Source organism: Bacillus sp. FSL R5-0434 (assembly GCF_038004745.1).
GTDB lineage: Bacteria > Bacillota > Bacilli > Bacillales > Bacillaceae > Bacillus > Bacillus halotolerans.
The window spans coordinates 142,481-167,500 of record NZ_JBBORV010000001.1 but is presented as its reverse complement, the minus strand read 5'-3'; the positions used below and the strand labels follow the sequence as shown (position 1 = coordinate 167,500).

Here is a 25,020-nt window from a genome sequence, read left to right as displayed (position 1 = left end):
CCCACCTTCCTCCGGTTTGTCACCGGCAGTCACCTTAGAGTGCCCAACTGAATGCTGGCAACTAAGATCAAGGGTTGCGCTCGTTGCGGGACTTAACCCAACATCTCACGACACGAGCTGACGACAACCATGCACCACCTGTCACTCTGCCCCCGAAGGGGACGTCCTATCTCTAGGATTGTCAGAGGATGTCAAGACCTGGTAAGGTTCTTCGCGTTGCTTCGAATTAAACCACATGCTCCACCGCTTGTGCGGGCCCCCGTCAATTCCTTTGAGTTTCAGTCTTGCGACCGTACTCCCCAGGCGGAGTGCTTAATGCGTTAGCTGCAGCACTAAGGGGCGGAAACCCCCTAACACTTAGCACTCATCGTTTACGGCGTGGACTACCAGGGTATCTAATCCTGTTCGCTCCCCACGCTTTCGCTCCTCAGCGTCAGTTACAGACCAGAGAGTCGCCTTCGCCACTGGTGTTCCTCCACATCTCTACGCATTTCACCGCTACACGTGGAATTCCACTCTCCTCTTCTGCACTCAAGTTCCCCAGTTTCCAATGACCCTCCCCGGTTGAGCCGGGGGCTTTCACATCAGACTTAAGGAACCGCCTGCGAGCCCTTTACGCCCAATAATTCCGGACAACGCTTGCCACCTACGTATTACCGCGGCTGCTGGCACGTAGTTAGCCGTGGCTTTCTGGTTAGGTACCGTCAAGGTACCGCCCTATTCGAACGGTACTTGTTCTTCCCTAACAACAGAGCTTTACGATCCGAAAACCTTCATCACTCACGCGGCGTTGCTCCGTCAGACTTTCGTCCATTGCGGAAGATTCCCTACTGCTGCCTCCCGTAGGAGTCTGGGCCGTGTCTCAGTCCCAGTGTGGCCGATCACCCTCTCAGGTCGGCTACGCATCGTTGCCTTGGTGAGCCGTTACCTCACCAACTAGCTAATGCGCCGCGGGTCCATCTGTAAGTGGTAGCCGAAGCCACCTTTTATGTTTGAACCATGCGGTTCAAACAAGCATCCGGTATTAGCCCCGGTTTCCCGGAGTTATCCCAGTCTTACAGGCAGGTTACCCACGTGTTACTCACCCGTCCGCCGCTAACATCAGGGAGCAAGCTCCCATCTGTCCGCTCGACTTGCATGTATTAGGCACGCCGCCAGCGTTCGTCCTGAGCCAGGATCAAACTCTCCGATAAAGTAGTTTGACTGACTACGCACATTACTGTGCGATTTTATAATAAAACTTGAATTAACAGGTACGTTTTGTCTTGTTTAGTTTTCAAAGATCATTTTGTTATCGCTTTGTTAAAGCAACTTTATTAGTATACAACGTCGCTTTCTCAAAGTCAACAACTTTTTTAAATCTTTTTTTGGTGGAGCCTAGCGGGATCGAACCGCTGACCTCCTGCGTGCAAAGCAGGCGCTCTCCCAGCTGAGCTAAGGCCCCATAAAAATGGTCGGGAAGACAGGATTCGAACCTGCGACCCCATGGTCCCAAACCATGTGCTCTACCAAGCTGAGCTACTTCCCGATTTCCCATATTGATAAAATATATGGCGCGCCCGAGAGGAGTCGAACCCCTAACCTTTTGATCCGTAGTCAAACGCTCTATCCAATTGAGCTACGGGCGCATTTTCACTTGTATCAACATCCCGTTGGGATGAAAAAATGGAGCGGAAGACGGGATTCGAACCCGCGACCCCCACCTTGGCAAGGTGATGTTCTACCACTGAACTACTTCCGCATATCGCAATAAAAAAAGCTTTCTCCTTTTTGAGAAACCTTGGTAAGAGTAATGCATTTAAATAAAGCTTCCAAGCGGGCTCGAACCGCTGACCTCTTCCTTACCATGGAAGTGCTCTACCTGCTGAGCTATGGAAGCAATGGCTCCGCAGGTAGGATTCGAACCTACGACCGATCGGTTAACAGCCGATAGCTCTACCACTGAGCTACTGCGGAATGATATAAGCTTCATAAACAAACATGGTAGAAATAGATAAAACTGCTTGGCGGCGTCCTACTCTCACAGGGGGAAACCCCCGACTACCATCGGCGCTGAAGAGCTTAACTTCCGTGTTCGGCATGGGAACGGGTGTGACCTCTTCGCTATCGCCACCAAACAATTGAGAGTGTTCTCTCAAAACTAGATAACAGGTGTGACATCATTAGAAATTAGGTTAAGTCCTCGATCGATTAGTATCTGTCAGCTCCATGTGTCGCCACACTTCCACCTCAGACCTATCAACCTGATCATCTTTCAGGGATCTTACTTCCTTGCGGAATGGGAAATCTCATCTTGAGGGGGGCTTCATGCTTAGATGCTTTCAGCACTTATCCCGTCCGCACATAGCTACCCAGCGATGCCCTTGGCAGAACAACTGGTACACCAGCGGTGCGTCCATCCCGGTCCTCTCGTACTAAGGACAGCTCCTCTCAAATTTCCTGCGCCCGCGACGGATAGGGACCGAACTGTCTCACGACGTTCTGAACCCAGCTCGCGTACCGCTTTAATGGGCGAACAGCCCAACCCTTGGGACCGACTACAGCCCCAGGATGCGATGAGCCGACATCGAGGTGCCAAACCTCCCCGTCGATGTGGACTCTTGGGGGAGATAAGCCTGTTATCCCCGGGGTAGCTTTTATCCGTTGAGCGATGGCCCTTCCATGCGGAACCACCGGATCACTAAGCCCGACTTTCGTCCCTGCTCGACTTGTAGGTCTCGCAGTCAAGCTCCCTTGTGCCTTTACACTCTGCGAATGATTTCCAACCATTCTGAGGGAACCTTTGGGCGCCTCCGTTACCTTTTAGGAGGCGACCGCCCCAGTCAAACTGCCCACCTGACACTGTCTCCCCGCCCGATAAGGGCGGCGGGTTAGAAGGTCAATACAGCCAGGGTAGTATCCCACCGATGCCTCCACCGAAGCTGGCGCTCCGGTTTCCAAGGCTCCTACCTATCCTGTACAAGCTGTACCAACATTCAATATCAGGCTGCAGTAAAGCTCCACGGGGTCTTTCCGTCCTGTCGCGGGTAACCTGCATCTTCACAGGTACTATAATTTCACCGAGTCTCTCGTTGAGACAGTGCCCAGATCGTTGCGCCTTTCGTGCGGGTCGGAACTTACCCGACAAGGAATTTCGCTACCTTAGGACCGTTATAGTTACGGCCGCCGTTTACTGGGGCTTCAATTCGCACCTTCGCTTACGCTAAGCGCTCCTCTTAACCTTCCAGCACCGGGCAGGCGTCAGCCCCTATACTTCGCCTTACGGCTTCGCAGAGACCTGTGTTTTTGCTAAACAGTCGCCTGGGCCTATTCACTGCGGCTCTCTCGGGCTTGCACCCTAACAGAGCACCCCTTCTCCCGAAGTTACGGGGTCATTTTGCCGAGTTCCTTAACGAGAGTTCTCTCGATCACCTTAGGATTCTCTCCTCGCCTACCTGTGTCGGTTTGCGGTACGGGCACCTCTCACCTCGCTAGAGGCTTTTCTTGGCAGTGTGGAATCAGGAACTTCGCTACTATATTTCGCTCGCCATCACAGCTCAGCCTTATGGGAAACGGATTTGCCTATTTCCCAGCCTAACTGCTTGGACGCGGATATCCAATACCGCGCTTACCCTATCCTCCTGCGTCCCCCCATTACTCAAATGGTGAGGAGGTGGTACAGGAATATCAACCTGTTGTCCATCGCCTACGCCTTTCGGCCTCGGCTTAGGTCCCGACTAACCCTGAGCGGACGAGCCTTCCTCAGGAAACCTTAGGCATTCGGTGGAGGGGATTCTCACCCCTCTTTCGCTACTCATACCGGCATTCTCACTTCTAAGCGCTCCACCAGTCCTTCCGGTCTGGCTTCACAGCCCTTAGAACGCTCTCCTACCACTGTTCGAAGAACAGTCCGCAGCTTCGGTGATACGTTTAGCCCCGGTACATTTTCGGCGCAGAGTCACTCGACCAGTGAGCTATTACGCACTCTTTAAATGGTGGCTGCTTCTAAGCCAACATCCTGGTTGTCTAAGCAACTCCACATCCTTTTCCACTTAACGTATACTTTGGGACCTTAGCTGGCGGTCTGGGCTGTTTCCCTTTCGACTACGGATCTTATCACTCGCAGTCTGACTCCCAAGGATAAGTCATTGGCATTCGGAGTTTGACTGAATTCGGTAACCCGGTAGGGGCCCCTAGTCCAATCAGTGCTCTACCTCCAAGACTCTTACCTTGAGGCTAGCCCTAAAGCTATTTCGGAGAGAACCAGCTATCTCCAGGTTCGATTGGCATTTCACCCCTACCCACACCTCATCCCCGCACTTTTCAACGTGCGTGGGTTCGGGCCTCCATTCAGTGTTACCTGAACTTCACCCTGGACATGGGTAGATCACCTGGTTTCGGGTCTACGACCACGTACTCATGCGCCCTATTCAGACTCGCTTTCGCTGCGGCTCCGCATCTTCTGCTTAACCTTGCACGGGATCGTAACTCGCCGGTTCATTCTACAAAAGGCACGCCATCACCCGTTAACGGGCTCTGACTACTTGTAGGCACACGGTTTCAGGATCTCTTTCACTCCCCTTCCGGGGTGCTTTTCACCTTTCCCTCACGGTACTGGTTCACTATCGGTCACTAGGGAGTATTTAGCCTTGGGAGATGGTCCTCCCGGATTCCGACGGAATTTCACGTGTTCCGCCGTACTCAGGATCCACTCTGGAGAGAACGAAGTTTTGACTACAGGGCTGTTACCTCCTATGGCGGGCCTTTCCAGACCTCTTCATCTACCTCGTTCCTTTGTAACTCCGTATAGAGTGTCCTACAACCCCAAGAGGCAAGCCTCTTGGTTTGGGCTAATCCCGTTTCGCTCGCCGCTACTCAGGGAATCGCATTTGCTTTCTCTTCCTCCGGGTACTTAGATGTTTCAGTTCCCCGGGTCTGCCTTCTCATATCCTATGAATTCAGATATGGATACCACTCCATTACGAGTGGTGGGTTTCCCCATTCGGAAATCTCCGGATCAAAGCTTGCTTACAGCTCCCCGAAGCATATCGGTGTTCGTCCCGTCCTTCATCGGCTCCTAGTGCCAAGGCATCCACCGTGCGCCCTTTCTAACTTAACCGTTAAAAAGAATCACTATGTGATATCTTGTGTTACTAATTGAATGTGATGTCTACTGTTATCTAGTTTTCAAAGAACACGTTTCGAAGGAATGATCCTTCAAAACTAAACAAGACAGGGAACGTTCTGTTTATAAGACCTAAGGTCTTATATTCCGTAAATATCCTTAGAAAGGAGGTGATCCAGCCGCACCTTCCGATACGGCTACCTTGTTACGACTTCACCCCAATCATCTGTCCCACCTTCGGCGGCTGGCTCCATAAAGGTTACCTCACCGACTTCGGGTGTTACAAACTCTCGTGGTGTGACGGGCGGTGTGTACAAGGCCCGGGAACGTATTCACCGCGGCATGCTGATCCGCGATTACTAGCGATTCCAGCTTCACGCAGTCGAGTTGCAGACTGCGATCCGAACTGAGAACAGATTTGTGGGATTGGCTTAACCTCGCGGTTTCGCTGCCCTTTGTTCTGTCCATTGTAGCACGTGTGTAGCCCAGGTCATAAGGGGCATGATGATTTGACGTCATCCCCACCTTCCTCCGGTTTGTCACCGGCAGTCACCTTAGAGTGCCCAACTGAATGCTGGCAACTAAGATCAAGGGTTGCGCTCGTTGCGGGACTTAACCCAACATCTCACGACACGAGCTGACGACAACCATGCACCACCTGTCACTCTGCCCCCGAAGGGGACGTCCTATCTCTAGGATTGTCAGAGGATGTCAAGACCTGGTAAGGTTCTTCGCGTTGCTTCGAATTAAACCACATGCTCCACCGCTTGTGCGGGCCCCCGTCAATTCCTTTGAGTTTCAGTCTTGCGACCGTACTCCCCAGGCGGAGTGCTTAATGCGTTAGCTGCAGCACTAAGGGGCGGAAACCCCCTAACACTTAGCACTCATCGTTTACGGCGTGGACTACCAGGGTATCTAATCCTGTTCGCTCCCCACGCTTTCGCTCCTCAGCGTCAGTTACAGACCAGAGAGTCGCCTTCGCCACTGGTGTTCCTCCACATCTCTACGCATTTCACCGCTACACGTGGAATTCCACTCTCCTCTTCTGCACTCAAGTTCCCCAGTTTCCAATGACCCTCCCCGGTTGAGCCGGGGGCTTTCACATCAGACTTAAGGAACCGCCTGCGAGCCCTTTACGCCCAATAATTCCGGACAACGCTTGCCACCTACGTATTACCGCGGCTGCTGGCACGTAGTTAGCCGTGGCTTTCTGGTTAGGTACCGTCAAGGTACCGCCCTATTCGAACGGTACTTGTTCTTCCCTAACAACAGAGCTTTACGATCCGAAAACCTTCATCACTCACGCGGCGTTGCTCCGTCAGACTTTCGTCCATTGCGGAAGATTCCCTACTGCTGCCTCCCGTAGGAGTCTGGGCCGTGTCTCAGTCCCAGTGTGGCCGATCACCCTCTCAGGTCGGCTACGCATCGTTGCCTTGGTGAGCCGTTACCTCACCAACTAGCTAATGCGCCGCGGGTCCATCTGTAAGTGGTAGCCGAAGCCACCTTTTATGTTTGAACCATGCGGTTCAAACAAGCATCCGGTATTAGCCCCGGTTTCCCGGAGTTATCCCAGTCTTACAGGCAGGTTACCCACGTGTTACTCACCCGTCCGCCGCTAACATCAGGGAGCAAGCTCCCATCTGTCCGCTCGACTTGCATGTATTAGGCACGCCGCCAGCGTTCGTCCTGAGCCAGGATCAAACTCTCCGATAAAGTAGTTTGACTGACTACGCAAATCGCTGTGCGATTTATATTAAAACTTGAATTAACAGGTACGTTTTGTCTTGTTTAGTTTTCAAAGATCATTTATGCCGCTTAACGAAGCAGCTTTATTACTATAACATTCAGCTTCTTTTAAGTCAACACCTTTTTTAAAAGGTTAATGAAGCTTTTATTTGTTGTCAGCTGTTCATCAGCGACGAATAATAATATAACACGGATATTATCAAATGGTCAACAACTAATTTAATCTGTTTTAAAGAGACTTTTATCAGTTATATTCGTTTGGCCAGGCACATAAGATGTAACACAAGAATGATGGACAAGATAAGGAGGCATCATCAGTGAATCACTTCTATGTGTGGCACATAAAACGCGTTAAACAATTTATCATTATACTTATCGCCGCATTTGCTGCAGCCAGCTTTTTTTATATCCAAAGAGCTGTCCCGCTCCCTGTGTTTTCGACTGATAGCGGACCGAAAGCCATTTATAAAGGAGAAACAGATTCAAAAGACATTGCGCTTACCTTTGATATCAGCTGGGGGGATGAAAAAGCCGAGCCTATTCTTAATACCCTGAAAGCCAACGGTATCAAAAACGCGACGTTTTTTCTTTCCGCTTCTTGGGCCGAGCGACACCCGGACACGGTGGCTCGCATTGTAAAGGACGGCCATCAAATAGGAAGTATGGGTTATGCTTATAAAAACTATGCCAATCTAGAGGATAGTGAAATAAAAAAGGACATTAACCGTGCGCGCACCGCCTTTGAAAAATTAGGAATCAAAGACATACGGCTCCTAAGACCTCCTACCGGTCAGTTCAATAAAAATGTCCTATCAATTGCAAAACAGTATAACTATACAGTCGTTCACTATAGTGTGAACTCCCATGACTGGACGAATCCAGGCGTTGAAAAAATCGTCGATAATGTAAACCGTCAAGTTTCAGGAGGAGACATTATTCTTTTACACGCCTCAGACTCAGCTAAACAAACAGAAGAGGCCCTGCCTGAGATTATCCATCATATGAGAGAAAAAGGTTTAAAAAATGTCAACGTGGGAGATCTCATTGCAAACACAGATGCTAAATCCGCCGAAGTAAAATAAATTATTTCGCTGCAAACTTCGGCAGCATCAGCAATTGAAAAGCATTACACGCCATTAACGGAAAGAGCATTAAGTAAAGCCAGTCCTCATCATTTACTCTGAGCGCAGGAAACCATTCCAATGCAGTGATCACAACCATTAAAAATAAAGATGACACAAACGTTTTCTTTGAGGACTGCTTTTGTTTTATATACGCGGTAAGCAAACCGAAGATCAATAAAAATAACGGCAGCCAAGCATAGCCAGCCATTGCCTCTCCTCTATCTCCGAAAAATAAAAACCGCACGTACATTAAATCAAAAGCGACAAACAGGATGAAAAACAGCTGCAGTAAATTCCATAAAGATGAAGATCTTAATATTTCGAGTGCAAACCGGTGAACTGTTAAAAACACGAAAAAACCCATTTGGCTGATGACACTAAAAATCATGCCGACACCGATAAACCAAAATAAAACAGAAAAAATCTGGCCCGCTTCAAAATTCAGAAACAGCTCCTTATATCCCCCCCATTTTAAAGCAAAACCCACAACACTCGTGACAACCGCTCCGACAGCTAAAATAGAAAAGAAAAAACGAACTAATCCACGGCTTTTCATTTCTTTATTCAACCCCCTCAAAAATCGCAGATCGCGATATTTTGTTATGTATAATTCCAACCGGATGAATCATATTAAAAGTAAGATAAGTATGTGAAAGGAGCTTAAGCATGTCAAAAGCCAAAACGCTATTGATGGGCTGTTTTTTGATATTATCTGTAACAGCTTGCGCTCCAAAAGACCAAGCAGCGGATATGGATTATGATCAGACCAAAAAAATGGTTGTTGATATATTAAAAACAGATGATGGAAAGAAAGCAATTAAGGAATTATTAAACGATGATGCGATGAATGAAGCACTGGTGATTGATCAGGATGCCATTAAAGGAACAATAGAAAAAACACTCACCTCTAAAAAAGGTGCGGATTTTTGGAAAAACATCTTTGAAGACACTGAATTTGCGGAAAGCTTTGCTAAAACCCTTCAAACAGAGCATGAAAAAGTAATTAAAAAGCTGATGAAGGATCCGGATTACCAGAAAATGCTGATGAGTGTTATGCAGGACCCGGGAATGAATAAAAAATACAGCGAACTGGCAAAAAGCCAAGCATTCCGCAGTTATTTAGAACAAGTAATTACCGAGACTCTTTCTAGTCCGCTTTACAAAAAACAGTTCGAAGATGAACTGAAAAAAGCAGCAGCAGAAACCGCTAAAGAAGGTGAGTAAAGGGAAGCCGGGATCAAAAAATCCCGGTTCGCCTTTTTATATTTGCACTTCCATTTTTTCAACGACTTTTTTTGCAATGTCATGATATATTTCACCGATTGGATGGCTTTCGTCATAAACAGACGGAGCAAATTGATCTTTATCCCAATCAGGCTGTTTCAACGGTATTCTGCCGAGCAAAGGAACTTTAAGCTCCTCAGCAAGTTTATCTCCGCCGCCTTTGCCAAAGACATATTCTCTTTCCCCAGTCTTTGCACTTTCATAATAAGCCATGTTCTCTATGACGCCAACGACCTCATGATCTGTTTTAATAGCCATAGACCCCGCTCTGGCCGCAACAAAGGCTGCAGTCGGGTGCGGCGTTGATACGATAATTTCTTTACTGCTCGGAAGCATCGTATGTACATCAAGTGCGACGTCCCCTGTTCCAGGCGGAAGATCGAGAACGATATAGTCTACTTCTCCCCATTCTACTTCGTGGAAAAAGTTGTTGAGCATCTTGCCCAGCATTGGCCCTCTCCAGACGACAGGAGCATTTTCTTCAACGAAGAAACCCATCGACATGACCTTTACACCGAAGCGTTCAACAGGAAGCAGTTTGTCTCCTTCAATTGTTGGACGCACTGTAATGCCCATCATATCCGGCACACTAAAGCCGTAGATATCTGCGTCAATTAAACCGACCTTTTTCCCAAGCCGAGCCAGAGAAATAGCAAGGTTCACTGACACAGTTGATTTGCCTACTCCGCCTTTTCCGCTCGCTACAGCAAGGAAAACCGGCGGGTTATCCATATTTAACAATGTTTTGTTCTCTGTTGACGGCGCCCGAAATTTCGCAACTGTTTCTTCAGGCAGCTCTTCAAATCGAAGGCCTACCGTCTCAGCGCCTACCCCTTTTAAGACATTTACGATTTCTTGCTGAACCTGCATTTGTTCTGCTGTTCCGGTTTTTGCAAGAGCCACTTTTACACTGACATGCCGTTTTTCAGGCTTTATTTTTACTTCCTTAACGGCATCCAATTCTCCCAGAGGTCTTTGAAGAAAAGGTTCGCGCATTTCACCGACTAGTTTTCTTACTTCATCTTCTCTTATCATCGAACCTCACCCTTTTGTGTATTCGTTTACAAACATTATTATATCATACATAAACAGCAGGTGTCTTTTGCTTAGAACCATGAGAAAACCCTCCTTTACTCCGGAGGGTCGCCTTTTTCTGTAAAGTATCTCAATATTCCTTTATATATGGAAGATGCCACTTTGTCCTGATATTTCGGTTTCCCCAGCATCTTTGCTTCTCCAGGATTGGATAAAAAACCGACTTCCACAAGCGCACCTGGTTTTGTGACGTTTTGCATTAAGTAAATACCATGAATTCTCTTTGCTTTTCGGGTTGTATTCTCCAGGTTTGTTCTCAACTCATCCTGAATGTATTTTGCAATTTTCTCGTTTTCCTCGTATTTTCCGTAATAAAAGCTTTGGGCTCCGCTCCATTTTTGTGACGGGATCGCATTAAGATGAATGCTAAGGTAGAGCTCAGCCTCTGAATTGTTAATTAAGTTTACTCGCTGTCTTAAGTCTTCCGCTTTTCGTTTACTATAGCCTCTTGTCCCTACAGGAGCTAGATCGGTGTCACTTTCTCTAGTCATAATCACTAAGGCCCCTTGTTCCTGAAGATAATCCCTGACTCTGAAAGCCACTTCCAGGGTTATACCCTTCTCTAACAGCTTGCCGCCCACTGCCCCTCCATCAGGCCCGCCATGACCTGGATCAAGATAAATAATTTTCCCGCTCAAAGGCAGACTCCACGGATTCCAAGAATCGTTATTGCTGAATTGATACTTGAATAGAAACAGTAATACGATGAAGCCTAGCATAAAACTGAGCCATTTAAGCTTTTTCCTCATCCCTTCCCCTCCCGCTTGTCCGTTATTACATAAGTATGGGACAGGGTCGGGAAATATGATTAACGCATGCGAAGCTTACATTGTTTTTCTCTTTGGACAAACCCTTCTGTCCACCAGTCTTTGATGAATTTTCGTGCAGCTTCATAAACTGTGTTTTTATCAAACGTTGCGTATTGCTCATGTGTCCAATGATAAAGGTATTCAAAAAACTCCATACGAAGCTCTTCTTCTTCCCTTGCAGAGCGGGCACTAACACTTTGCATAGATTCTCCATAATACCCGAAAACCCCGAAACGCCCGCCTAACAAATAAGCTTCTATCGCAAAATCAATACAGCCTTCACTAATAACGTCCCTTTCATCCTGCAAAAATGGAAATAATGGAGTAAGACATGCCTTTACAGACTGAATGATTTGTCTAAGTGAGAGTTCTTTGAGCAAGTTTTTTTCTAATTCAAAATCCTTTTGGCGTTTCACATCCATAAAAGACAGTACCTCTGCCATACAAATTCACTCTCCTTTTACCGGTTATTTTGAGGTTTAGGAGGTGAAGCCATGCCCAAATTCGGTTGGAAATTCGCCCAAATGAAGGTGTCGATAACTTGAACATATTAAAAAGAGTGTAAAAAAAGCAGCTTTCTGCGAGGTAGGGAACATATGTTTGTTCACAAAAGCAGAGGTAGCACAATAATAAAAGGCAGCTCCCTCTAATAGGTCGCTGCCTTCATACTTTAATGCTTCTTGTTGCAGAATATGTATTAATGTATTGATCCAATACAAAACCGCCTTTATCTTCATAAAAACCAGTGACAATAAAACCGGCATCGAGCTGTCCCTTAATTTGGTCTTCTAAGGAATGCCCGAATTCCAGAGCTTCATTATTTTCAATCAGCTTTTTCACCTTATGTTTTGGAAGATCTTCTGAGTCGGCGTATGGAATAGAGTGCTTTACTTTTAAAACGCCCTGCTCTTCTAATTCAATGTCAAACAGAAAAACAACTGGATTAACAAATCCTGAAATTAAAACGCCATTTCTTTTCAGCACGCGGTGCGCTTCTTTCCAAACCGGCAGGATATCTTCAACAAAAACATTGGCAACTGGATGTACGATGAAATCAAATGATTCATCTTCAAATTGACTGAGATCATCCATACTTCCTTTCACGGTGCGTATGGTCAAGCCGTCGCGATCAGCAACCATTCTGTCCTGTCCAAGCTGCTGTTCTGAGTTATCTAAGACGGTGACATCCGCTCCGGCTGCCGCTAAAACCGGGGCCTGCTGTCCGCCTCCTGAAGCCAAACAAAGCACCTTCAAGCCTTTTACAGGAGGAAACCAATCCTTTGGCACATTTTTAATAGGTGTTAACCTTATATCCCAATTCCCTTTTTTCGCTTGTTCAATGACATGCCGCTCTACAGCAACAGTCCATTCATTGCCTGTCTCTACTTTTTGATCCCAGGCTTTGCTATTATGATCTACTAACGCATTCATGAATCGTTCTCCTTACTTTAATGTTTAGAGTATAACAAATATTTCTAGATTGATACCGCTTTCCCTTTGCATATTCGGAAAAAAATTCATAAAACCGCAATAAATTAACAAAGGAGATATGTGATTTTATTGCTAGTGATTATAATATCACTTTTTCAAATCAAATTAATGACAAAGCACTTGATGCCGGCATTACGCTTTTCATTGCCCTATGGCATTTGAACACTTATGTAAGACTCACTTCAGCACTAGACGTTTCTTTCTGCGATGCGAATTGGTATTTGAACGGTTCCGTGTTTCCAAAAACGAGTTGAAAACCCTCAATTTGTGATAACAAACCATTTTAGCGAATAAATGCGTATGCCATTTGCAAAGGACGTTTGAATGCAGCACGCAGATGCGCTCTATTTATCAAGATGCAGATACACCAGTCATAGAATAGCACGCGCTTGAATTAACAGGGGCTCAAGATAGATCATTGAAGCATTGAATTGAAAGGTGACATATTTTGTGCTGGAGCTGAGGTTAAACTATTCGAAACCTTGTGAGAAAGACCGGCATTTAAAGACGATCGTTTTATAAAGCAAAAAAAGGATGCCTGTTTAATCGCTTCTGCTTTAATTCTTAAAAGAAAATAAAAAAAGCCCTCAACCCATGGTTGAGAGCTTTGTGAAACGTAAAATTAACGTTTTGAGAACTGAGGTGCACGACGAGCGCCTTTAAGACCGTATTTTTTACGTTCTTTCATACGAGCGTCACGAGTCAGAAGACCTGCACGTTTAAGTGTTGCACGGTATTCTGGATCTGCTTCAAGCAAAGCACGAGCGATACCATGACGGATTGCTCCAGCTTGACCAGATAAGCCGCCTCCATGTACGTTTACTAAAACATCATAAGTTCCAGCTGTTTCAGTCAAAGTTAATGGTTGTTTGATATCTTCGATTAGAGCTGGAGATGGGATGTGCTCGCTGATTTCACGATTATTAACGACGATACGACCTTCTCCTGGAACTAAGCGCACACGCGCTACAGAGCTTTTACGACGGCCAGTACCGTAATATTGAACCTGTGCCAAATTGGTAACCTCCTTTTTAATTAACCGCGAAGTTCGTAAACTTCAGGTTTTTGTGCTTCATGTGGATGCTCAGAACCACGGTATACGTTCAATTTTTTGAACATTTGACGACCTAGAGAACCTTTTGGAAGCATGCCTTTGATAGCAAGCTCAAGCATTTTCTCAGGGTAGTTTGTACGCATTTCAAGAGCAGTTCTTGATTTTAATCCGCCTGGATGTTGAGTGTGACGGTAGTAGATTTTGTCAGTTAACTTTTTACCAGTTAACTCGATTTTTTCAGCGTTGATGATGATCACATGATCTCCAGTATCAACGTGTGGTGTGTAAGTTGGTTTGTGTTTTCCGCGAAGGATAGCTGCAACTTCTGAAGAAAGACGACCTAAAGTCTTGCCAGCAGCATCAACAACTAACCACTTGCGTTCAATAGTACTTGCGTTAGCCATAGGTGTTGTACGCATTGAATTTCCCTCCTAAATGATCTGTCATTTTCAATAAACTTCGATTACGTTCTATTTCACAACACAATAAGTTCCGGGGCTTATCGTGGGGTTGAAATACATACCATATGATATCTTATAACTTTATGCAGACTCTGTCAAGAAAATATTATACACCTGGTTTAGTTGTCATAGTAAACGTTCCATAAGTACAGTCCGTGTCCCGGTGCTGTGCGCCCTGCTGCTTCGCGGTCCTTCGCTTCCAGCATGGATTTCACATCATCAGGAGAAATTTTTCCAATACCTGCATCCAGCAAAGTACCCGCAATAATTCTGACCATATTATATAGGAAACCGCTGCCTGTGATCCGCATTTGCAGGCCGTCATCAGTCTCAGTCCAATCGAGTTCGTAAATCGTTCTCACTTTGTCCTGCACTTCCGTTTTAGCCGCACAAAAGCTTGTAAAATCATGTGTTCCTAAAAGATGCTTTGCCGCTTCTCTCATGTTCTGCACATTGAGGCGATATGAAAAATGGTAAGCGTAATGCCGTTTAAATACGTCCGGGTGTTTCTCCGTGTATACAAAGTAGCGATATTCCTTTTTAACTGCGCTAAATCGTGCATGGAACCCATCATCCGCAATTTCTGCCGTTTTGACTGCAATATCATCCGGAAGCAGTGCATTTAAAGCATATGGCCATTTCTCAGCTGGAATAGAGAGCGGTGTATCAAAATGAATCACCTGTCCGGCTGCATGAACCCCGCTGTCCGTCCTTCCAGAGGAAACGACAGGGATTCTGTCTTGTGACTTATGCAGGACAGCCAGCGCCTTCTCCAGCTCATCCTGAACCGTTCTCTTCCCCGGCTGTACTTGATATCCTTTAAACAAATGTCCGTCATAAGAAATTGTGCATTTCAGTCTCATAAAGCACCTCTAAGCCCTTAAGAAAAATAACAGAGCAGCCAATATGAACAAGCTGACGATGACAGAAGTATCCTTTGCCGTCCATACAAGCTTTCTGTATTTAGTGCGTCCCTCTCCGCCTTGATAGCCTCTTGCTTCCATTGCAACCGCAAGCTCTTCAGCACGCTTAAACGCACTGACAAAGAGTGGGACTAGCAGCGGCACAATTGCCTTCACTCTGTCTTTAAGCGGTCCGCTTGTAAAATCAACGCCTCTCGCCATCTGAGCCTTCATGATCTTATCTGTCTCCTCCATCAAGGTTGGGATAAACCGTAAAGAGATCGACATCATAAGAGCCAGCTCATGAACAGGAAGCTTCAATTTTTTAAATGGGTTGAGCAGCTGTTCCATCCCATCGGTAATCTCAATAGGTGTTGTTGTCAGCGTTAATAGAGTTGTCATTAAAATCAGATAGACGAACCTAAGGGAAATGAAGATCCCTTGTACCAAACCGCCCTCATAGATCTTGAAAAAGCCAAGTTCAAAAATGATCGGCCCTTCATGTGTCATGATAATATGAAGCAGGAACGTAAAAAGAACAATCCAAATGATCGGCTTTAGCCCTTTCATCAAAAAGGAAAAAGGAACTCTTGTTAAGGAAACAACGCCTGCTGTAAATAAACCAACCACCGCATATGTCTGCACATTATTGGCCAGGAAAACGATACAGACAAACAAAAAGATCGTAACCAATTTTGTTCTTGGATCAAGCCGGTGCACAAGCGATGAACCCGGCACATACTTGCCGATAATCATGCTGTCCATCATAAGGTTTTCCCCCCCTGAAAAAGAGCACGGATTTCAGCAGCGGCATCTTCTATTGTGAGCAGAGGTTCTTTAAATTTGACACCAAGTGCGGCTTCCAGCTGTCTTTGGAATTTAATCGTTTCCGGAATATCCAGCCCCCAGCCGGCCATTTCTTCCCCTTTTGAGAACAGGTCTCGCGGACTGCCTGATGCCTGGATAGTTCCTTTATGCATCACGATCATTTCATCAGCATAGGCAGCCGCATCTTCCATGCTGTGGGTGACAAGAATTGTCGTCAGGTTTCCCCGTTGGTGGAGCTCATAAAACATGTCCATGATCTCTTTTCGCCCTCTTGGATCCAGCCCTGCTGTCGGCTCATCGAGAACAAGCACTTCAGGATCCATTGCAAGCACCCCGGCAATTGCAACCCTGCGCATTTGTCCTCCGCTTAATTCAAAAGGTGATCTGTCCAGAAGCTCTTCAGATAAACCTACAAGCTTCAGCATCTCTCTCGCTTTTTGTTCAGCGTCTTCCTTTTTCACACCAAAGTTCATCGGTCCAAATGAAATATCTTTGAGAACTGTTTCTTCGAATAATTGATGTTCGGGGAATTGGAAAACGATTCCGACTTTTTTTCGGAGGGATTTAAGCTCTTTATTCTTTTTTCCTGCCTGTATAACGGTACTGCCTAATGAAATATGCCCCTTTGTAGGCTTCAGGAGACCATTCAGGTGCTGAAGAAGAGTGGATTTACCGGAGCCTGTATGCCCTATTACGGCCACATAGCTGCCTTCTTTAATCGATGCATTGATATCATACAGGGCAAGGCGCTCAAACGGCGTCTTTATCTGATAGCGATGCTCTACATCTTTGATTGTAATGTCCATAGCTCGTTCACCAGCCCTTCCTGAGTCAAATGATTTTCTTCCAAAGCCAGTCCATTTTCTCTTAAGAGCTGGCTGAGCTGGAATGAGAAGGGTAAATCAAGCCCGATTCGAACAAGTTCCTTATTCAATTTAAAAATTTCTTCAGGCGTACCCTCGGCATATTTCTTACCGCCATTCATGACAATGATTCTGTCAGCTTTTGCTGCCTCATTCAGATCATGTGTAATCGAGATGACAGTTGCCATGCCTTGCTCTTTTAAATGTCTTACCGTTTCAAGCACTTCTTCTCGCCCGATCGGGTCAAGCATGGATGTTGCTTCATCTAAGATAATAATATCAGGACGTGCGGCAATAATCCCTGCTATCGCAACTCTCTGCTTTTGGCCTCCGGAGAGATGGTGCGGCTCTTGATCAAGAAAATCCTGCATGTTGACCTGTTTGACAGCCCAATCTACTCTCTCAATCATTTCTTCCCGCGGTACACCATTGTTTTCTAAACCAAAAGCCACATCATCGCGAACTGTCGTTCCGACAAATTGGTTATCCGGATTTTGAAAGACCATTCCAATCTTCTTACGCACTTCCCACACTGACTCCTCTGTCAGTTGAATTCCAGCAACCTTTATGTCGCCTGATTCAGGAAGGATTAAACCATTCAATGCCCGGGCCAGTGTTGATTTCCCTGAACCGTTATGACCTACAATTGCAAGCCATTCACCCTCATACACCTGCAGGGAGACGCCATCTAGTGCTCGTCTTTCTGCGTCTTTCCGATATCGAAAAACGATATCCTCTACCGATATCAACTGATTTTGATTCACGGACAACCGGCCTCCTCTCAGCTCATACTCTGCTTGTCTCTCTATTGAAAAAGTTGCAGTATCTAAAAAAAGGGCATAGATCCAGTTAGAAACTGTCCCGCCCTTCTTTAGATACACAAAAATATGTGATTAAACCAATTCGATAATTGCCATTGGTGCTCCGTCACCACGGCGAGGACCAAGCTTCATAATACGTGTGTATCCACCTTGGCGCTCCTCGTAACGAGTTGCAATGTCAGAGAATAATTTTTGAAGTGCATCTTGGTTATTTTCTTCGTTAGCAACCTCGTTGCGGATGTATGCAGCAGCTTGACGGCGAGCGTGAAGATCACCGCGTTTGCCAAGCGTGATCATTTTTTCAACTACAGAGCGAAGTTCTTTCGCACGTGTTTCAGTTGTTTCGATTCTTTCGTTGATGATCAAATCAGTTGTAAGATCACGAAGCATAGCCTTACGCTGTGCACTCGTACGTCCTAGTTTTCTGTATGACATGTGATGTCCCCTCCTTTATTGGAATGCTTTTTCTGAATTATAAACACACGAAAATCCTAGTTCACAAGGGAAACTAGTCAATCGTCTTTGCGAAGTCCGAGTCCAAGTTCTTCTAGTTTCGCTTTCACTTCTTCAAGTGATTTACGTCCTAGATTACGAACTTTCATCATATCTTCTTCCGTCTTGTTCGCAAGCTCTTGAACCGTGTTGATACCCGCACGCTTTAAGCAGTTGTAAGAACGAACAGAAAGATCCAATTCTTCAATCGTCATTTCAAGAACTTTCTCTTTTTGATCTTCTTCTTTTTCAACCATGATTTCAGCATGCTGAGCTTCGTCAGTTAAACCAACGAATATATTAAGGTGTTCAGTTAAAATCTTTGAACCAAGCGCAATCGCTTCTTTAGGTCCAGTGCTTCCATCAGTCCAAACATCAAGTGTAAGTTTGTCATAGTTTGCAACCTGGCCTACACGAGTGTTCTCTACTTGATAAGATACACGAGAAACTGGCGTATAGATTGAATCGATCGGAATCACGCCGATAGGCTGATCGTCTCTTTTGTTTGCGTCAGCAGGCGTATACCCACGTCCTCTTTGAGCAGTAAGGCGAACTCGGAAACTCGCATTCTCACCAAGAGTCGCGATATGAAGATCAGGATTTAAGATCTCTACATCACTATCGTGTGTAATATCAGCTGCTGTTACAGTTCCATCACCCTGTACATCAATTTCTAGCGTCTTCTCTTCATCAGAGTAGATTTTCAATGCAAGCTTTTTAATGTTTAAGATAATCGTTGTAACATCTTCCACAACGCCTTCAATTGTCGAGAATTCGTGCAGTACACCATCTATCTGGATTGATGTTACAGCGGCACCAGGGAGTGAGGATAAGAGGATACGACGTAAGGAGTTACCCAGAGTTGTACCATATCCACGCTCAAGTGGCTCTACGACAAACTTACCAAATTTGGCATCGTCGCTGATTTCAACCGTTTCGATTTTTGGTTTTTCAATCTCGATCATTACTTAAAACCCTCCTTCAAAACGTCGAAACCTCGAATAGAATCATATGAGATTCCATCCGAAATTCCCCATTGTTTAGTCCCGTATGTGCTCAGGCAACGAGTCGGTGCATTCGTTTAATAAATAACTGTATCATAACCCATTATTGACAGGGACACAAAATCTATACAAACAAATTACACGCGGCGACGTTTTGGTGGACGGCATCCGTTATGAGGAACAGGAGTTACGTCTCTGATAGCAGTGACTTCTAATCCAGCAGCTTGAAGCGCACGGATAGCAGCTTCACGACCTGAACCAGGGCCTTTTACAGTAACCTCAAGAGTTTTAAGTCCATGTTCGATTGAACCTTTAGCAGCTGTTTCTGCAGCCATTTGTGCAGCAAAAGGAGTAGATTTACGAGAACCTCTGAATCCTAGAGCTCCGGCACTAGACCAAGAAAGAGCATTACCATGAGTGTCAGTGATCGTAACGATCGTGTTATTGAAAGTTGAACGAATATGAGCAATTCCAGACTCAATATTCTTTTTCACGCGACGTTTACGCGTGTTAGATTTACGAGCAGCAGCCATTGTTTAGGTACCTCCCTTACTTATTTTTTCTTGTTAGCTACAGTACGACGCGGACCTTTACGAGTACGCGCATTGTTTTTAGAGTTTTGTCCGCGAACAGGCAAACCTCTGCGATGACGGATTCCGCGGTAGCTTCCGATTTCGATCAGACGCTTAATGTTAAGAGAAACTTCACGGCGAAGGTCACCTTCTACTTTCAGTTTGTCAATAACATCACGGATTTTACCAAGTTCTTCTTCAGTAAGATCACGCACACGAGTATCTTCTGAAACACCAGCCTCTTTCAAGACTTGCTGAGCCGTTGTGCGGCCAATTCCGAAGACATATGTTAAAGAAATAACAACACGTTTGTCACGTGGGATATCTACACCAGCAATACGAGCCATTCTCTGGGCACCTCCTTATAAATTATCCTTGTTTTTGTTTATGCTTTGGATTTTCACAGATCACCATTACTTTTCCTTTTCTGCGAATAACTTTACATTTTTCGCAGATTGGTTTAACTGATGGTCTCACTTTCATGTGTTTCCAACCTCCTTCAGTTTCCGGAGTGCTTTATTTGTAACGGTACGTAATCCTGCCACGAGTTAAGTCATATGGAGATAATTCTACCGTAACTTTGTCTCCAGGTAAAATGCGAATGAAGTGCATGCGGATTTTACCAGATACGTGAGCCAAAACAGTGTGTCCATTTTCGAGTTCAACTTTGAACATCGCGTTTGGCAATGTTTCGACTATCGTACCTTCCACTTCAATTACATCGTCTTTCGCCATTCAAGTGTTCTCCCTTCTTCAAATCAGTAACTTGCTTTCTGACAAATTTCAAAAGAGAAAATCTCAGTTTTCCGTTTGTCACACGCCCTGTTTCGTTTATACTGTTCTGAACTTCCGGAGATACGCAATCATAAAGGGTTAAATGATTGATATTCTATTTCTTAGGAGAATGAAATGTACGCTTTTCTCCGTCTGCTATTAGTACATGATGATTACAATTCCACCGACAACGGCAAGATGAATTCGTTCCTGCCAATGTTAAACCGAACCTTCTGCCCTATCAAGCCGGAAAAACATCTGCCTTCGGAATGATGTCATCATCTAGACTTTTGTCAGTATATCAAAACCCGTTTCCGTAATCGCAATTGTATGTTCAAAATGAGCACACTTTTTCCCATCTACCGTTACAACCGTCCAGTTATCAGCCAAAGTTTTCACATAGCGGCTGCCAGCGTTCACCATAGGTTCAATAGCGAGAACCATGCCAGGTTTAAGCCGTGGTCCTTTGTTGGGCGGACCGTAATGAGGAATTTGCGGGTCCTCATGCAAGTCTTGACCAACACCATGTCCGACATACTCCCTAACAACTGAAAACTGCTCATTTTCGACATACGTTTGTATTGCGTGGGAAATATTCGACAAACGTTCACCTGGTTTTGCTTCCTGCAAGCCTTTATATAAAGATTCCTCTGTCACTTCCAGAAGTTTTTTATCATCATCACTGATGTTTCCTACCGGATATGTCCATGCAGAGTCACCATGATAACCATTTAATTTAGCACCGATATCAATACTGATGATGTCACCGTCACGCAGCACCCTGCTGCCAGGAATGCCGTGAACGAGCTCTTCATTCACTGATACGCAAATGCTCCCGCGAAACCCATTATACCCCTTAAAAGATGGGATTGCACCCTGCTTCTTAATAAAACGTTCGGCAATTTGATCCAATTCTTTTGTCGAGATTCCTGGTTTAATGTGCTTTTTTAACTCTTCGTGAGTCAAAGCCACGATTCGCCCTGCTTCCCGCATGATACCAAGTTCACGTGGGGTTTTACAGATAATCATTTTTTTAATCCTCCAAGAAGATCCTTCACATCTGCATAAACATCTTGAATGTCCTGCTGGCCATTCACGTTTACAAGATAACCTTTCTCAGAATAGAAATCGAGTAAAGGCTGAGTCTGCTTCATGTTTACCTCAAGCCGTTTAGAGACTGTTTCCTCATTATCATCTGCCCGTTGATAGAGTTCGCCTCCGTCTTTATCACAAACACCCGGCGTTTTCGGCGGATTAAAGACTAAATGATAGGTTGTGCCGCAAACACTGCAAATTCTGCGTCCAGTCAGACGTTCCATTAAAGAATCTTTATCAACTTTAATGTTAATGACATAATCAATCGGCTTGCCGTATTCTTCAAGAATTTCTTCAAGAGCTTCGGCTTGAGCGACTGTTCGCGGAAATCCGTCCAGAAGAAAACCTCTTTCACAATCATCTTTGCCAAGTCTTTCTTTGACAATTCCAATTGTGACTTCATCAGGTACGAGCTCTCCCTTATCAATATAAGACTTTGCTTCGAGTCCGAGTGATGTTTCCTCTTTCATAGCAGCACGGAACATATCTCCTGTTGAGATGTGAGGTATTCCATAATCCTCAACAATTCGTTCGCCCTGTGTACCTTTACCGGCACCAGGAAGCCCCATTAAGACTAAGTTCATTCGGATTTCCCCCGTCCTCTCTTAATTAAGAGGGAATGGATAAATCCATTTCCTCTAGTTTTTCATAAATCCACGGTAGTTTCGTTTCACCAACTGGCTTTCTAGTTGTTTCATTGTCTCCAAGGCTACCCCGACAACAATTAACAAAGATGTTCCGCCAATTTGTGCACTTTGAGGCAATCCAGCGAATTGAATGAAAAAGATAGGAAGAATGGAAATCACGGCTAAGAATAAAGCACCCACAAACGTAAGTCGATACAAAATGCTCGTAATTCTATCTTGAGTCATTTTCCCTGGACGAACCCCCGGGATATAGCCACCCTGTTTTTTAAGGTTATCAGCCATTTGTTCAGGATTAACCTGGACAAAAGCATAAAAGTACGTAAAGGCAATAATTAACGCAACATATATAGTCATCCCCACCGGATGTGTATTGTCAAAGTTGGCTTGAATCCACTTTGTCACATCGTTTGTTCCAAAGAATGACGCGATCGTACGCGGTGTTATTAAAAACGCAACCGCAAAGATTACTGGAATAACACCGGCAGGATTCACTTTCAATGGAAGGTGAGTAGACTGACCTCCGCCAGCAGGTGAACGACCTGTGCCTTTAGCATATTGAATCGCAATTTTCCGTACAGCTTGCTGAATGAAAATAACTCCAACAATAACTGCTAAAATCGCAATCACAAGAAGAGCGACTTTCACAATATGAATAAACAGCTGATCGTTGCTGCCGACAAATTGAGTCTCATATATTTGTCCAACCGTTTTCGGAATACTAGACACAATCCCCGCGAAGATAATGATCGATATTCCGTTGCCTACTCCATGAGAAGTGATTTGTTCTCCAAGCCACATTAAAAAGGCAGTTCCGCCAGTGAGTACTAAAGCGATAATCAGATATGTGGATACGCCGGATTTTTCAATCAGCAATCCGTTAGCCAAATTGTTAAATCCGTATGACATACCCAACGCTTGGATAAATCCAAGGACAATCGTAAAGTATCTTGTGAACTGAGCCAATTTACGGCGGCCGACTTCACCCTGCTTAGACCACTCAGTAAACTTCGGCACAACATCCATCTGAAGCAGCTGGATGATGATTGAAGCTGTGATATAAGGAGTAATCCCCATTGCGAAAATAGAGAATTGGTAAAGCGCACCGCCGCCAAATGTATTAAGAAGATCAAATACTCCCATTTGAGACTGTGCCTGTAACACATCAGCGTTAACATACGGCACAGGAATAAACGCACCTATGCGAAAGACGATAAGCATGAGTAAAGTGAATATGATTTTATTCCGGATATCACTCACACGCATAAAGTTGGAGATTGTTTTAAACAAGTTAGATCACCTCAGCTGTACCGCCAGCAGCTTCAACAGCTTCTTTCGCAGAAGCAGAGAATTTATTGGCTTTTACAGTTAATTTTTTCTCTAATTTACCGTTGCCAAGAATCTTTACTCCTGCATTAAGTTTGCTTATAACACCAGTCTCAAGAAGAAGTTCAGGAGTGACTTCCGTTCCTTCTGCAAAACCGTTCAATTTGTCTAGGTTGACTACAGCGTATTCCTTACGGTTAATGTTAGTAAAACCGCGTTTAGGAAGACGTTGGAATAAAGGCATTTGTCCCCCCTCGAACCCTGGGCGTACACCGCCGCCAGAACGAGCGTTTTGACCTTTGTGACCTTTACCAGCTGTTTTACCGTTGCCAGAACCAATACCACGACCTACGCGATTACGCGTTTTGCGTGAACCTTCTGAAGGTTTTAATTCATGAAGTTTCATTAGGACACCTCCTTATCCGATCAATTATTTTTATTGTTCTTTAACAGAAACTAAATGAGATACTTTATTAATCATACCACGAATCGCAGCGTTGTCTTCATGAACAACAGTTTGGTTTGTTTTCTTTAAACCAAGTGTTCTCACAGTAACGCGTTGATCTTCCGGGCGACCGATTACACTTCGTTTGAGGGTAATTTCTAATTTAGCCATTAATATTCCCTCCTTATCCTAACAGTTCTTCTACAGATTTTCCACGAAGCTTCGCAACCTCTTCAGCACGCTTAAGTTCACTTAAGCCTTGAAGTGTTGCACGAATCATGTTGATCGGTGTGTTAGAACCTAAAGACTTAGAAAGGATGTCAGCTACACCAGCAAGCTCAAGTACCGCACGTACAGGGCCTCCAGCGATAACTCCAGTACCTTCAGAAGCAGGTTTTAACAAGATGTTACCTGCACCGAAACGTCCGATGATTTCATGTGGAATTGTAGTTCCAACCATTGGTACTTCAATTAAATTCTTTTTCGCATCTTCAACAGCTTTGCGGATCGCTTCTGGTACTTCTTGTGCTTTACCAGTACCGAATCCTACGTGTCCGTTTTTGTCACCGACAACGACTAGAGCTGCGAAGCGGAAACGACGACCACCTTTAACAACTTTCGCTACGCGGTTAACCGTAACTAAGCGTTCTTCTAACTCTAATTTGCTTGGGTCAATACGACGCATAATCATGTGTCCCTCCTTCTTTTATTAAAATTTAAGTCCAGCTTCACGAGCGGCATCAGCCAAAGCTTTTACACGTCCATGGTATAAGTATCCGCCACGGTCAAATACTACGTCAGAAACGCCTTTTTCAGCAGCGCGTTTTGCAACTAATTCTCCAACTTTAGCAGCAGCTGAAGTATCTCCAGTGCTTTCAACGTTCAAGTCTTTATCGAGAGTAGATGCACTAGCAAGTGTTACACCATTTACATCATCGATGATTTGAGCGTAAATGTGCTTGTTTGAACGGAAAACGTTAAGACGCGGTCTTTCAGCAGTACCAGAAAGTTTAGCGCGAACACGAGCGTGTCTTTTAAGACGAGCAGCATTTTTGCTAGTTTTCGTAATCATCTAGGTCACTCCTT

Annotated in this window: 26 protein-coding genes, 6 tRNA genes, 4 rRNA genes and 1 pseudogene (1 of these 37 running past the window's edge); 2 read left to right on the top strand and 35 right to left on the bottom strand. The window is 45.0% G+C overall.

Annotated features, from left to right (window positions below):
* The 10 genes from NYE43_RS00985 to NYE43_RS00940 all read right to left on the bottom strand — a co-directional run.
* Nucleotides 1-1,193, bottom strand: a 16S ribosomal RNA gene (locus NYE43_RS00985); it reaches 357 nt to the left of the window's first position.
* A gap of 175 nt (nt 1,194-1,368) precedes the next feature.
* A tRNA-Ala gene (locus NYE43_RS00980) sits at nt 1,369-1,444 on the bottom strand.
* Between the two features lie 7 nt (nt 1,445-1,451).
* Nucleotides 1,452-1,528 (bottom strand) — tRNA-Pro (locus NYE43_RS00975).
* A gap of 23 nt (nt 1,529-1,551) precedes the next feature.
* Nucleotides 1,552-1,628 (bottom strand) — tRNA-Arg (locus NYE43_RS00970).
* 38 nt (nt 1,629-1,666) lie between these two features.
* Nucleotides 1,667-1,741 (bottom strand) — tRNA-Gly (locus tag NYE43_RS00965).
* 65 nt (nt 1,742-1,806) lie between these two features.
* A tRNA-Thr gene (locus tag NYE43_RS00960) sits at nt 1,807-1,879 on the bottom strand.
* 2 nt (nt 1,880-1,881) lie between these two features.
* Nucleotides 1,882-1,956, bottom strand: a tRNA-Asn gene (locus tag NYE43_RS00955).
* Between the two features lie 45 nt (nt 1,957-2,001).
* Nucleotides 2,002-2,117: ribosomal RNA gene (gene rrf, locus NYE43_RS00950) — 5S ribosomal RNA — on the bottom strand.
* A 53-nt stretch (nt 2,118-2,170) separates the two neighbouring features.
* Nucleotides 2,171-5,098: ribosomal RNA gene (locus NYE43_RS00945) — 23S ribosomal RNA — on the bottom strand.
* 169 nt (nt 5,099-5,267) lie between these two features.
* Nucleotides 5,268-6,817: ribosomal RNA gene (locus NYE43_RS00940) — 16S ribosomal RNA — on the bottom strand.
* The 16S, 23S and 5S rRNA genes sit together here with 6 tRNA genes alongside, the layout of an rRNA operon.
* Before the next feature lie 350 nt (nt 6,818-7,167).
* On the opposite strand from NYE43_RS00940, the gene pdaB reads away from it, so the two are divergent.
* The gene (pdaB, locus tag NYE43_RS00935; RefSeq protein WP_044153389.1) at nt 7,168-7,932 is read left to right on the top strand and encodes a polysaccharide deacetylase family sporulation protein PdaB; all 765 of its coding nucleotides are present in this window, start codon (nt 7,168-7,170) and stop codon (nt 7,930-7,932) included.
* 1 nt (nt 7,933) lies between these two features.
* On the opposite strand, the gene kbaA is transcribed toward pdaB, so the two are convergent.
* Nucleotides 7,934-8,530 (bottom strand): KinB-signaling pathway activation protein, encoded by a 597-nt coding sequence (kbaA, locus tag NYE43_RS00930; RefSeq protein WP_341060623.1) that lies wholly within the window; start codon nt 8,528-8,530, stop codon nt 7,934-7,936.
* A 110-nt stretch (nt 8,531-8,640) separates the two neighbouring features.
* Between kbaA and gerD the strand changes: the two genes are divergently transcribed.
* On the top strand, nt 8,641-9,198 hold the full coding sequence (gene gerD / locus NYE43_RS00925) for a spore germination lipoprotein GerD (protein WP_341060621.1): 558 nt from the start codon (nt 8,641-8,643) through the stop codon (nt 9,196-9,198).
* Between the two features lie 36 nt (nt 9,199-9,234).
* On the opposite strand, the gene salA is transcribed toward gerD, so the two are convergent.
* From salA to rplR, 24 genes and pseudogenes are all read right to left on the bottom strand, one after another.
* Nucleotides 9,235-10,293, bottom strand: a complete 1,059-nt coding sequence (gene salA, locus NYE43_RS00920) for an iron-sulfur carrier protein/transcriptional regulator SalA (RefSeq protein WP_103672513.1) — start codon at nt 10,291-10,293, stop codon at nt 9,235-9,237.
* A gap of 95 nt (nt 10,294-10,388) precedes the next feature.
* A complete protein-coding gene (cwlD, locus tag NYE43_RS00915) occupies nt 10,389-11,102 on the bottom strand; it encodes an N-acetylmuramoyl-L-alanine amidase CwlD (RefSeq protein ID WP_341060619.1) in 714 nt (237 codons plus the stop codon).
* A gap of 59 nt (nt 11,103-11,161) precedes the next feature.
* Nucleotides 11,162-11,605, bottom strand: coding sequence for a YbaK family protein (locus NYE43_RS00910; protein ID WP_044153396.1), 444 nt, complete (start codon nt 11,603-11,605; stop codon nt 11,162-11,164).
* A gap of 220 nt (nt 11,606-11,825) precedes the next feature.
* A complete protein-coding gene (locus tag NYE43_RS00905; protein WP_095714778.1) occupies nt 11,826-12,593 on the bottom strand; it encodes a class I SAM-dependent methyltransferase in 768 nt (255 codons plus the stop codon).
* A 682-nt stretch (nt 12,594-13,275) separates the two neighbouring features.
* On the bottom strand, nt 13,276-13,668 hold the full coding sequence (gene rpsI / locus NYE43_RS00900) for a 30S ribosomal protein S9 (RefSeq protein WP_003225846.1): 393 nt from the start codon (nt 13,666-13,668) through the stop codon (nt 13,276-13,278).
* Between the two features lie 20 nt (nt 13,669-13,688).
* Nucleotides 13,689-14,126, bottom strand: a complete 438-nt coding sequence (gene rplM / locus NYE43_RS00895; protein ID WP_003241966.1) for a 50S ribosomal protein L13 — start codon at nt 14,124-14,126, stop codon at nt 13,689-13,691.
* 161 nt (nt 14,127-14,287) lie between these two features.
* Nucleotides 14,288-15,031 carry a tRNA pseudouridine(38-40) synthase TruA gene (gene truA / locus NYE43_RS00890; RefSeq protein WP_268544672.1) on the bottom strand — a complete coding sequence of 248 codons (744 nt, stop codon included), beginning with the start codon at nt 15,029-15,031 and terminating at the stop codon, nt 14,288-14,290.
* Between the two features lie 9 nt (nt 15,032-15,040).
* Nucleotides 15,041-15,838 carry an energy-coupling factor transporter transmembrane component T family protein gene (locus NYE43_RS00885; RefSeq protein ID WP_127696154.1) on the bottom strand — a complete coding sequence of 266 codons (798 nt, stop codon included), beginning with the start codon at nt 15,836-15,838 and terminating at the stop codon, nt 15,041-15,043.
* Nucleotides 15,835-16,704, bottom strand: a complete 870-nt coding sequence (locus NYE43_RS00880) for an energy-coupling factor ABC transporter ATP-binding protein (RefSeq protein ID WP_127696156.1) — start codon at nt 16,702-16,704, stop codon at nt 15,835-15,837. The genes NYE43_RS00885 and NYE43_RS00880 overlap by 4 nt, the downstream gene beginning before the upstream one ends.
* The gene (locus NYE43_RS00875) at nt 16,680-17,525 is read right to left on the bottom strand and encodes an energy-coupling factor ABC transporter ATP-binding protein (protein ID WP_095714783.1); all 846 of its coding nucleotides are present in this window, start codon (nt 17,523-17,525) and stop codon (nt 16,680-16,682) included. The genes NYE43_RS00880 and NYE43_RS00875 overlap by 25 nt, the downstream gene beginning before the upstream one ends.
* Before the next feature lie 129 nt (nt 17,526-17,654).
* The gene (gene rplQ / locus NYE43_RS00870) at nt 17,655-18,017 is read right to left on the bottom strand and encodes a 50S ribosomal protein L17 (RefSeq protein WP_003225836.1); all 363 of its coding nucleotides are present in this window, start codon (nt 18,015-18,017) and stop codon (nt 17,655-17,657) included.
* Between the two features lie 77 nt (nt 18,018-18,094).
* Nucleotides 18,095-19,039 carry a DNA-directed RNA polymerase subunit alpha gene (locus tag NYE43_RS00865; protein WP_010332783.1) on the bottom strand — a complete coding sequence of 315 codons (945 nt, stop codon included), beginning with the start codon at nt 19,037-19,039 and terminating at the stop codon, nt 18,095-18,097.
* Between the two features lie 176 nt (nt 19,040-19,215).
* On the bottom strand, nt 19,216-19,611 hold the full coding sequence (gene rpsK, locus NYE43_RS00860; protein WP_010332782.1) for a 30S ribosomal protein S11: 396 nt from the start codon (nt 19,609-19,611) through the stop codon (nt 19,216-19,218).
* A gap of 20 nt (nt 19,612-19,631) precedes the next feature.
* Complete coding sequence (rpsM, locus tag NYE43_RS00855) at nt 19,632-19,997, bottom strand: 30S ribosomal protein S13 (RefSeq protein ID WP_003156545.1); 366 nt, start codon at nt 19,995-19,997, stop codon at nt 19,632-19,634.
* Nucleotides 19,998-20,019: 22 nt separating this feature from the next.
* On the bottom strand, nt 20,020-20,133 hold the full coding sequence (rpmJ, locus tag NYE43_RS00850) for a 50S ribosomal protein L36 (RefSeq protein WP_003156543.1): 114 nt from the start codon (nt 20,131-20,133) through the stop codon (nt 20,020-20,022).
* 33 nt (nt 20,134-20,166) lie between these two features.
* Nucleotides 20,167-20,385, bottom strand: coding sequence for a translation initiation factor IF-1 (gene infA, locus NYE43_RS00845; protein WP_003156508.1), 219 nt, complete (start codon nt 20,383-20,385; stop codon nt 20,167-20,169).
* Nucleotides 20,363-20,642 (bottom strand): annotated as a pseudogene (locus NYE43_RS00840) (KOW domain-containing RNA-binding protein). Before NYE43_RS00840 ends, infA begins: the two are co-directional and overlap by 23 nt.
* Before the next feature lie 64 nt (nt 20,643-20,706).
* The gene (gene map, locus NYE43_RS00835) at nt 20,707-21,453 is read right to left on the bottom strand and encodes a type I methionyl aminopeptidase (RefSeq protein ID WP_044153406.1); all 747 of its coding nucleotides are present in this window, start codon (nt 21,451-21,453) and stop codon (nt 20,707-20,709) included.
* On the bottom strand, nt 21,450-22,103 hold the full coding sequence (locus NYE43_RS00830; RefSeq protein WP_010332780.1) for an adenylate kinase: 654 nt from the start codon (nt 22,101-22,103) through the stop codon (nt 21,450-21,452). The genes map and NYE43_RS00830 overlap by 4 nt, the downstream gene beginning before the upstream one ends.
* A gap of 54 nt (nt 22,104-22,157) precedes the next feature.
* Nucleotides 22,158-23,453, bottom strand: coding sequence for a preprotein translocase subunit SecY (gene secY / locus NYE43_RS00825; RefSeq protein WP_044153408.1), 1,296 nt, complete (start codon nt 23,451-23,453; stop codon nt 22,158-22,160).
* A 1-nt stretch (nt 23,454) separates the two neighbouring features.
* Nucleotides 23,455-23,895 carry a 50S ribosomal protein L15 gene (gene rplO / locus NYE43_RS00820; RefSeq protein WP_003225819.1) on the bottom strand — a complete coding sequence of 147 codons (441 nt, stop codon included), beginning with the start codon at nt 23,893-23,895 and terminating at the stop codon, nt 23,455-23,457.
* A gap of 30 nt (nt 23,896-23,925) precedes the next feature.
* Complete coding sequence (gene rpmD, locus NYE43_RS00815) at nt 23,926-24,105, bottom strand: 50S ribosomal protein L30 (protein WP_003156497.1); 180 nt, start codon at nt 24,103-24,105, stop codon at nt 23,926-23,928.
* Nucleotides 24,106-24,118: 13 nt separating this feature from the next.
* Nucleotides 24,119-24,619, bottom strand: a complete 501-nt coding sequence (gene rpsE, locus NYE43_RS00810; RefSeq protein WP_003156493.1) for a 30S ribosomal protein S5 — start codon at nt 24,617-24,619, stop codon at nt 24,119-24,121.
* Between the two features lie 24 nt (nt 24,620-24,643).
* A complete protein-coding gene (gene rplR / locus NYE43_RS00805; protein WP_044153410.1) occupies nt 24,644-25,006 on the bottom strand; it encodes a 50S ribosomal protein L18 in 363 nt (120 codons plus the stop codon).
* Nucleotides 25,007-25,020 lie beyond the last annotated feature (14 nt).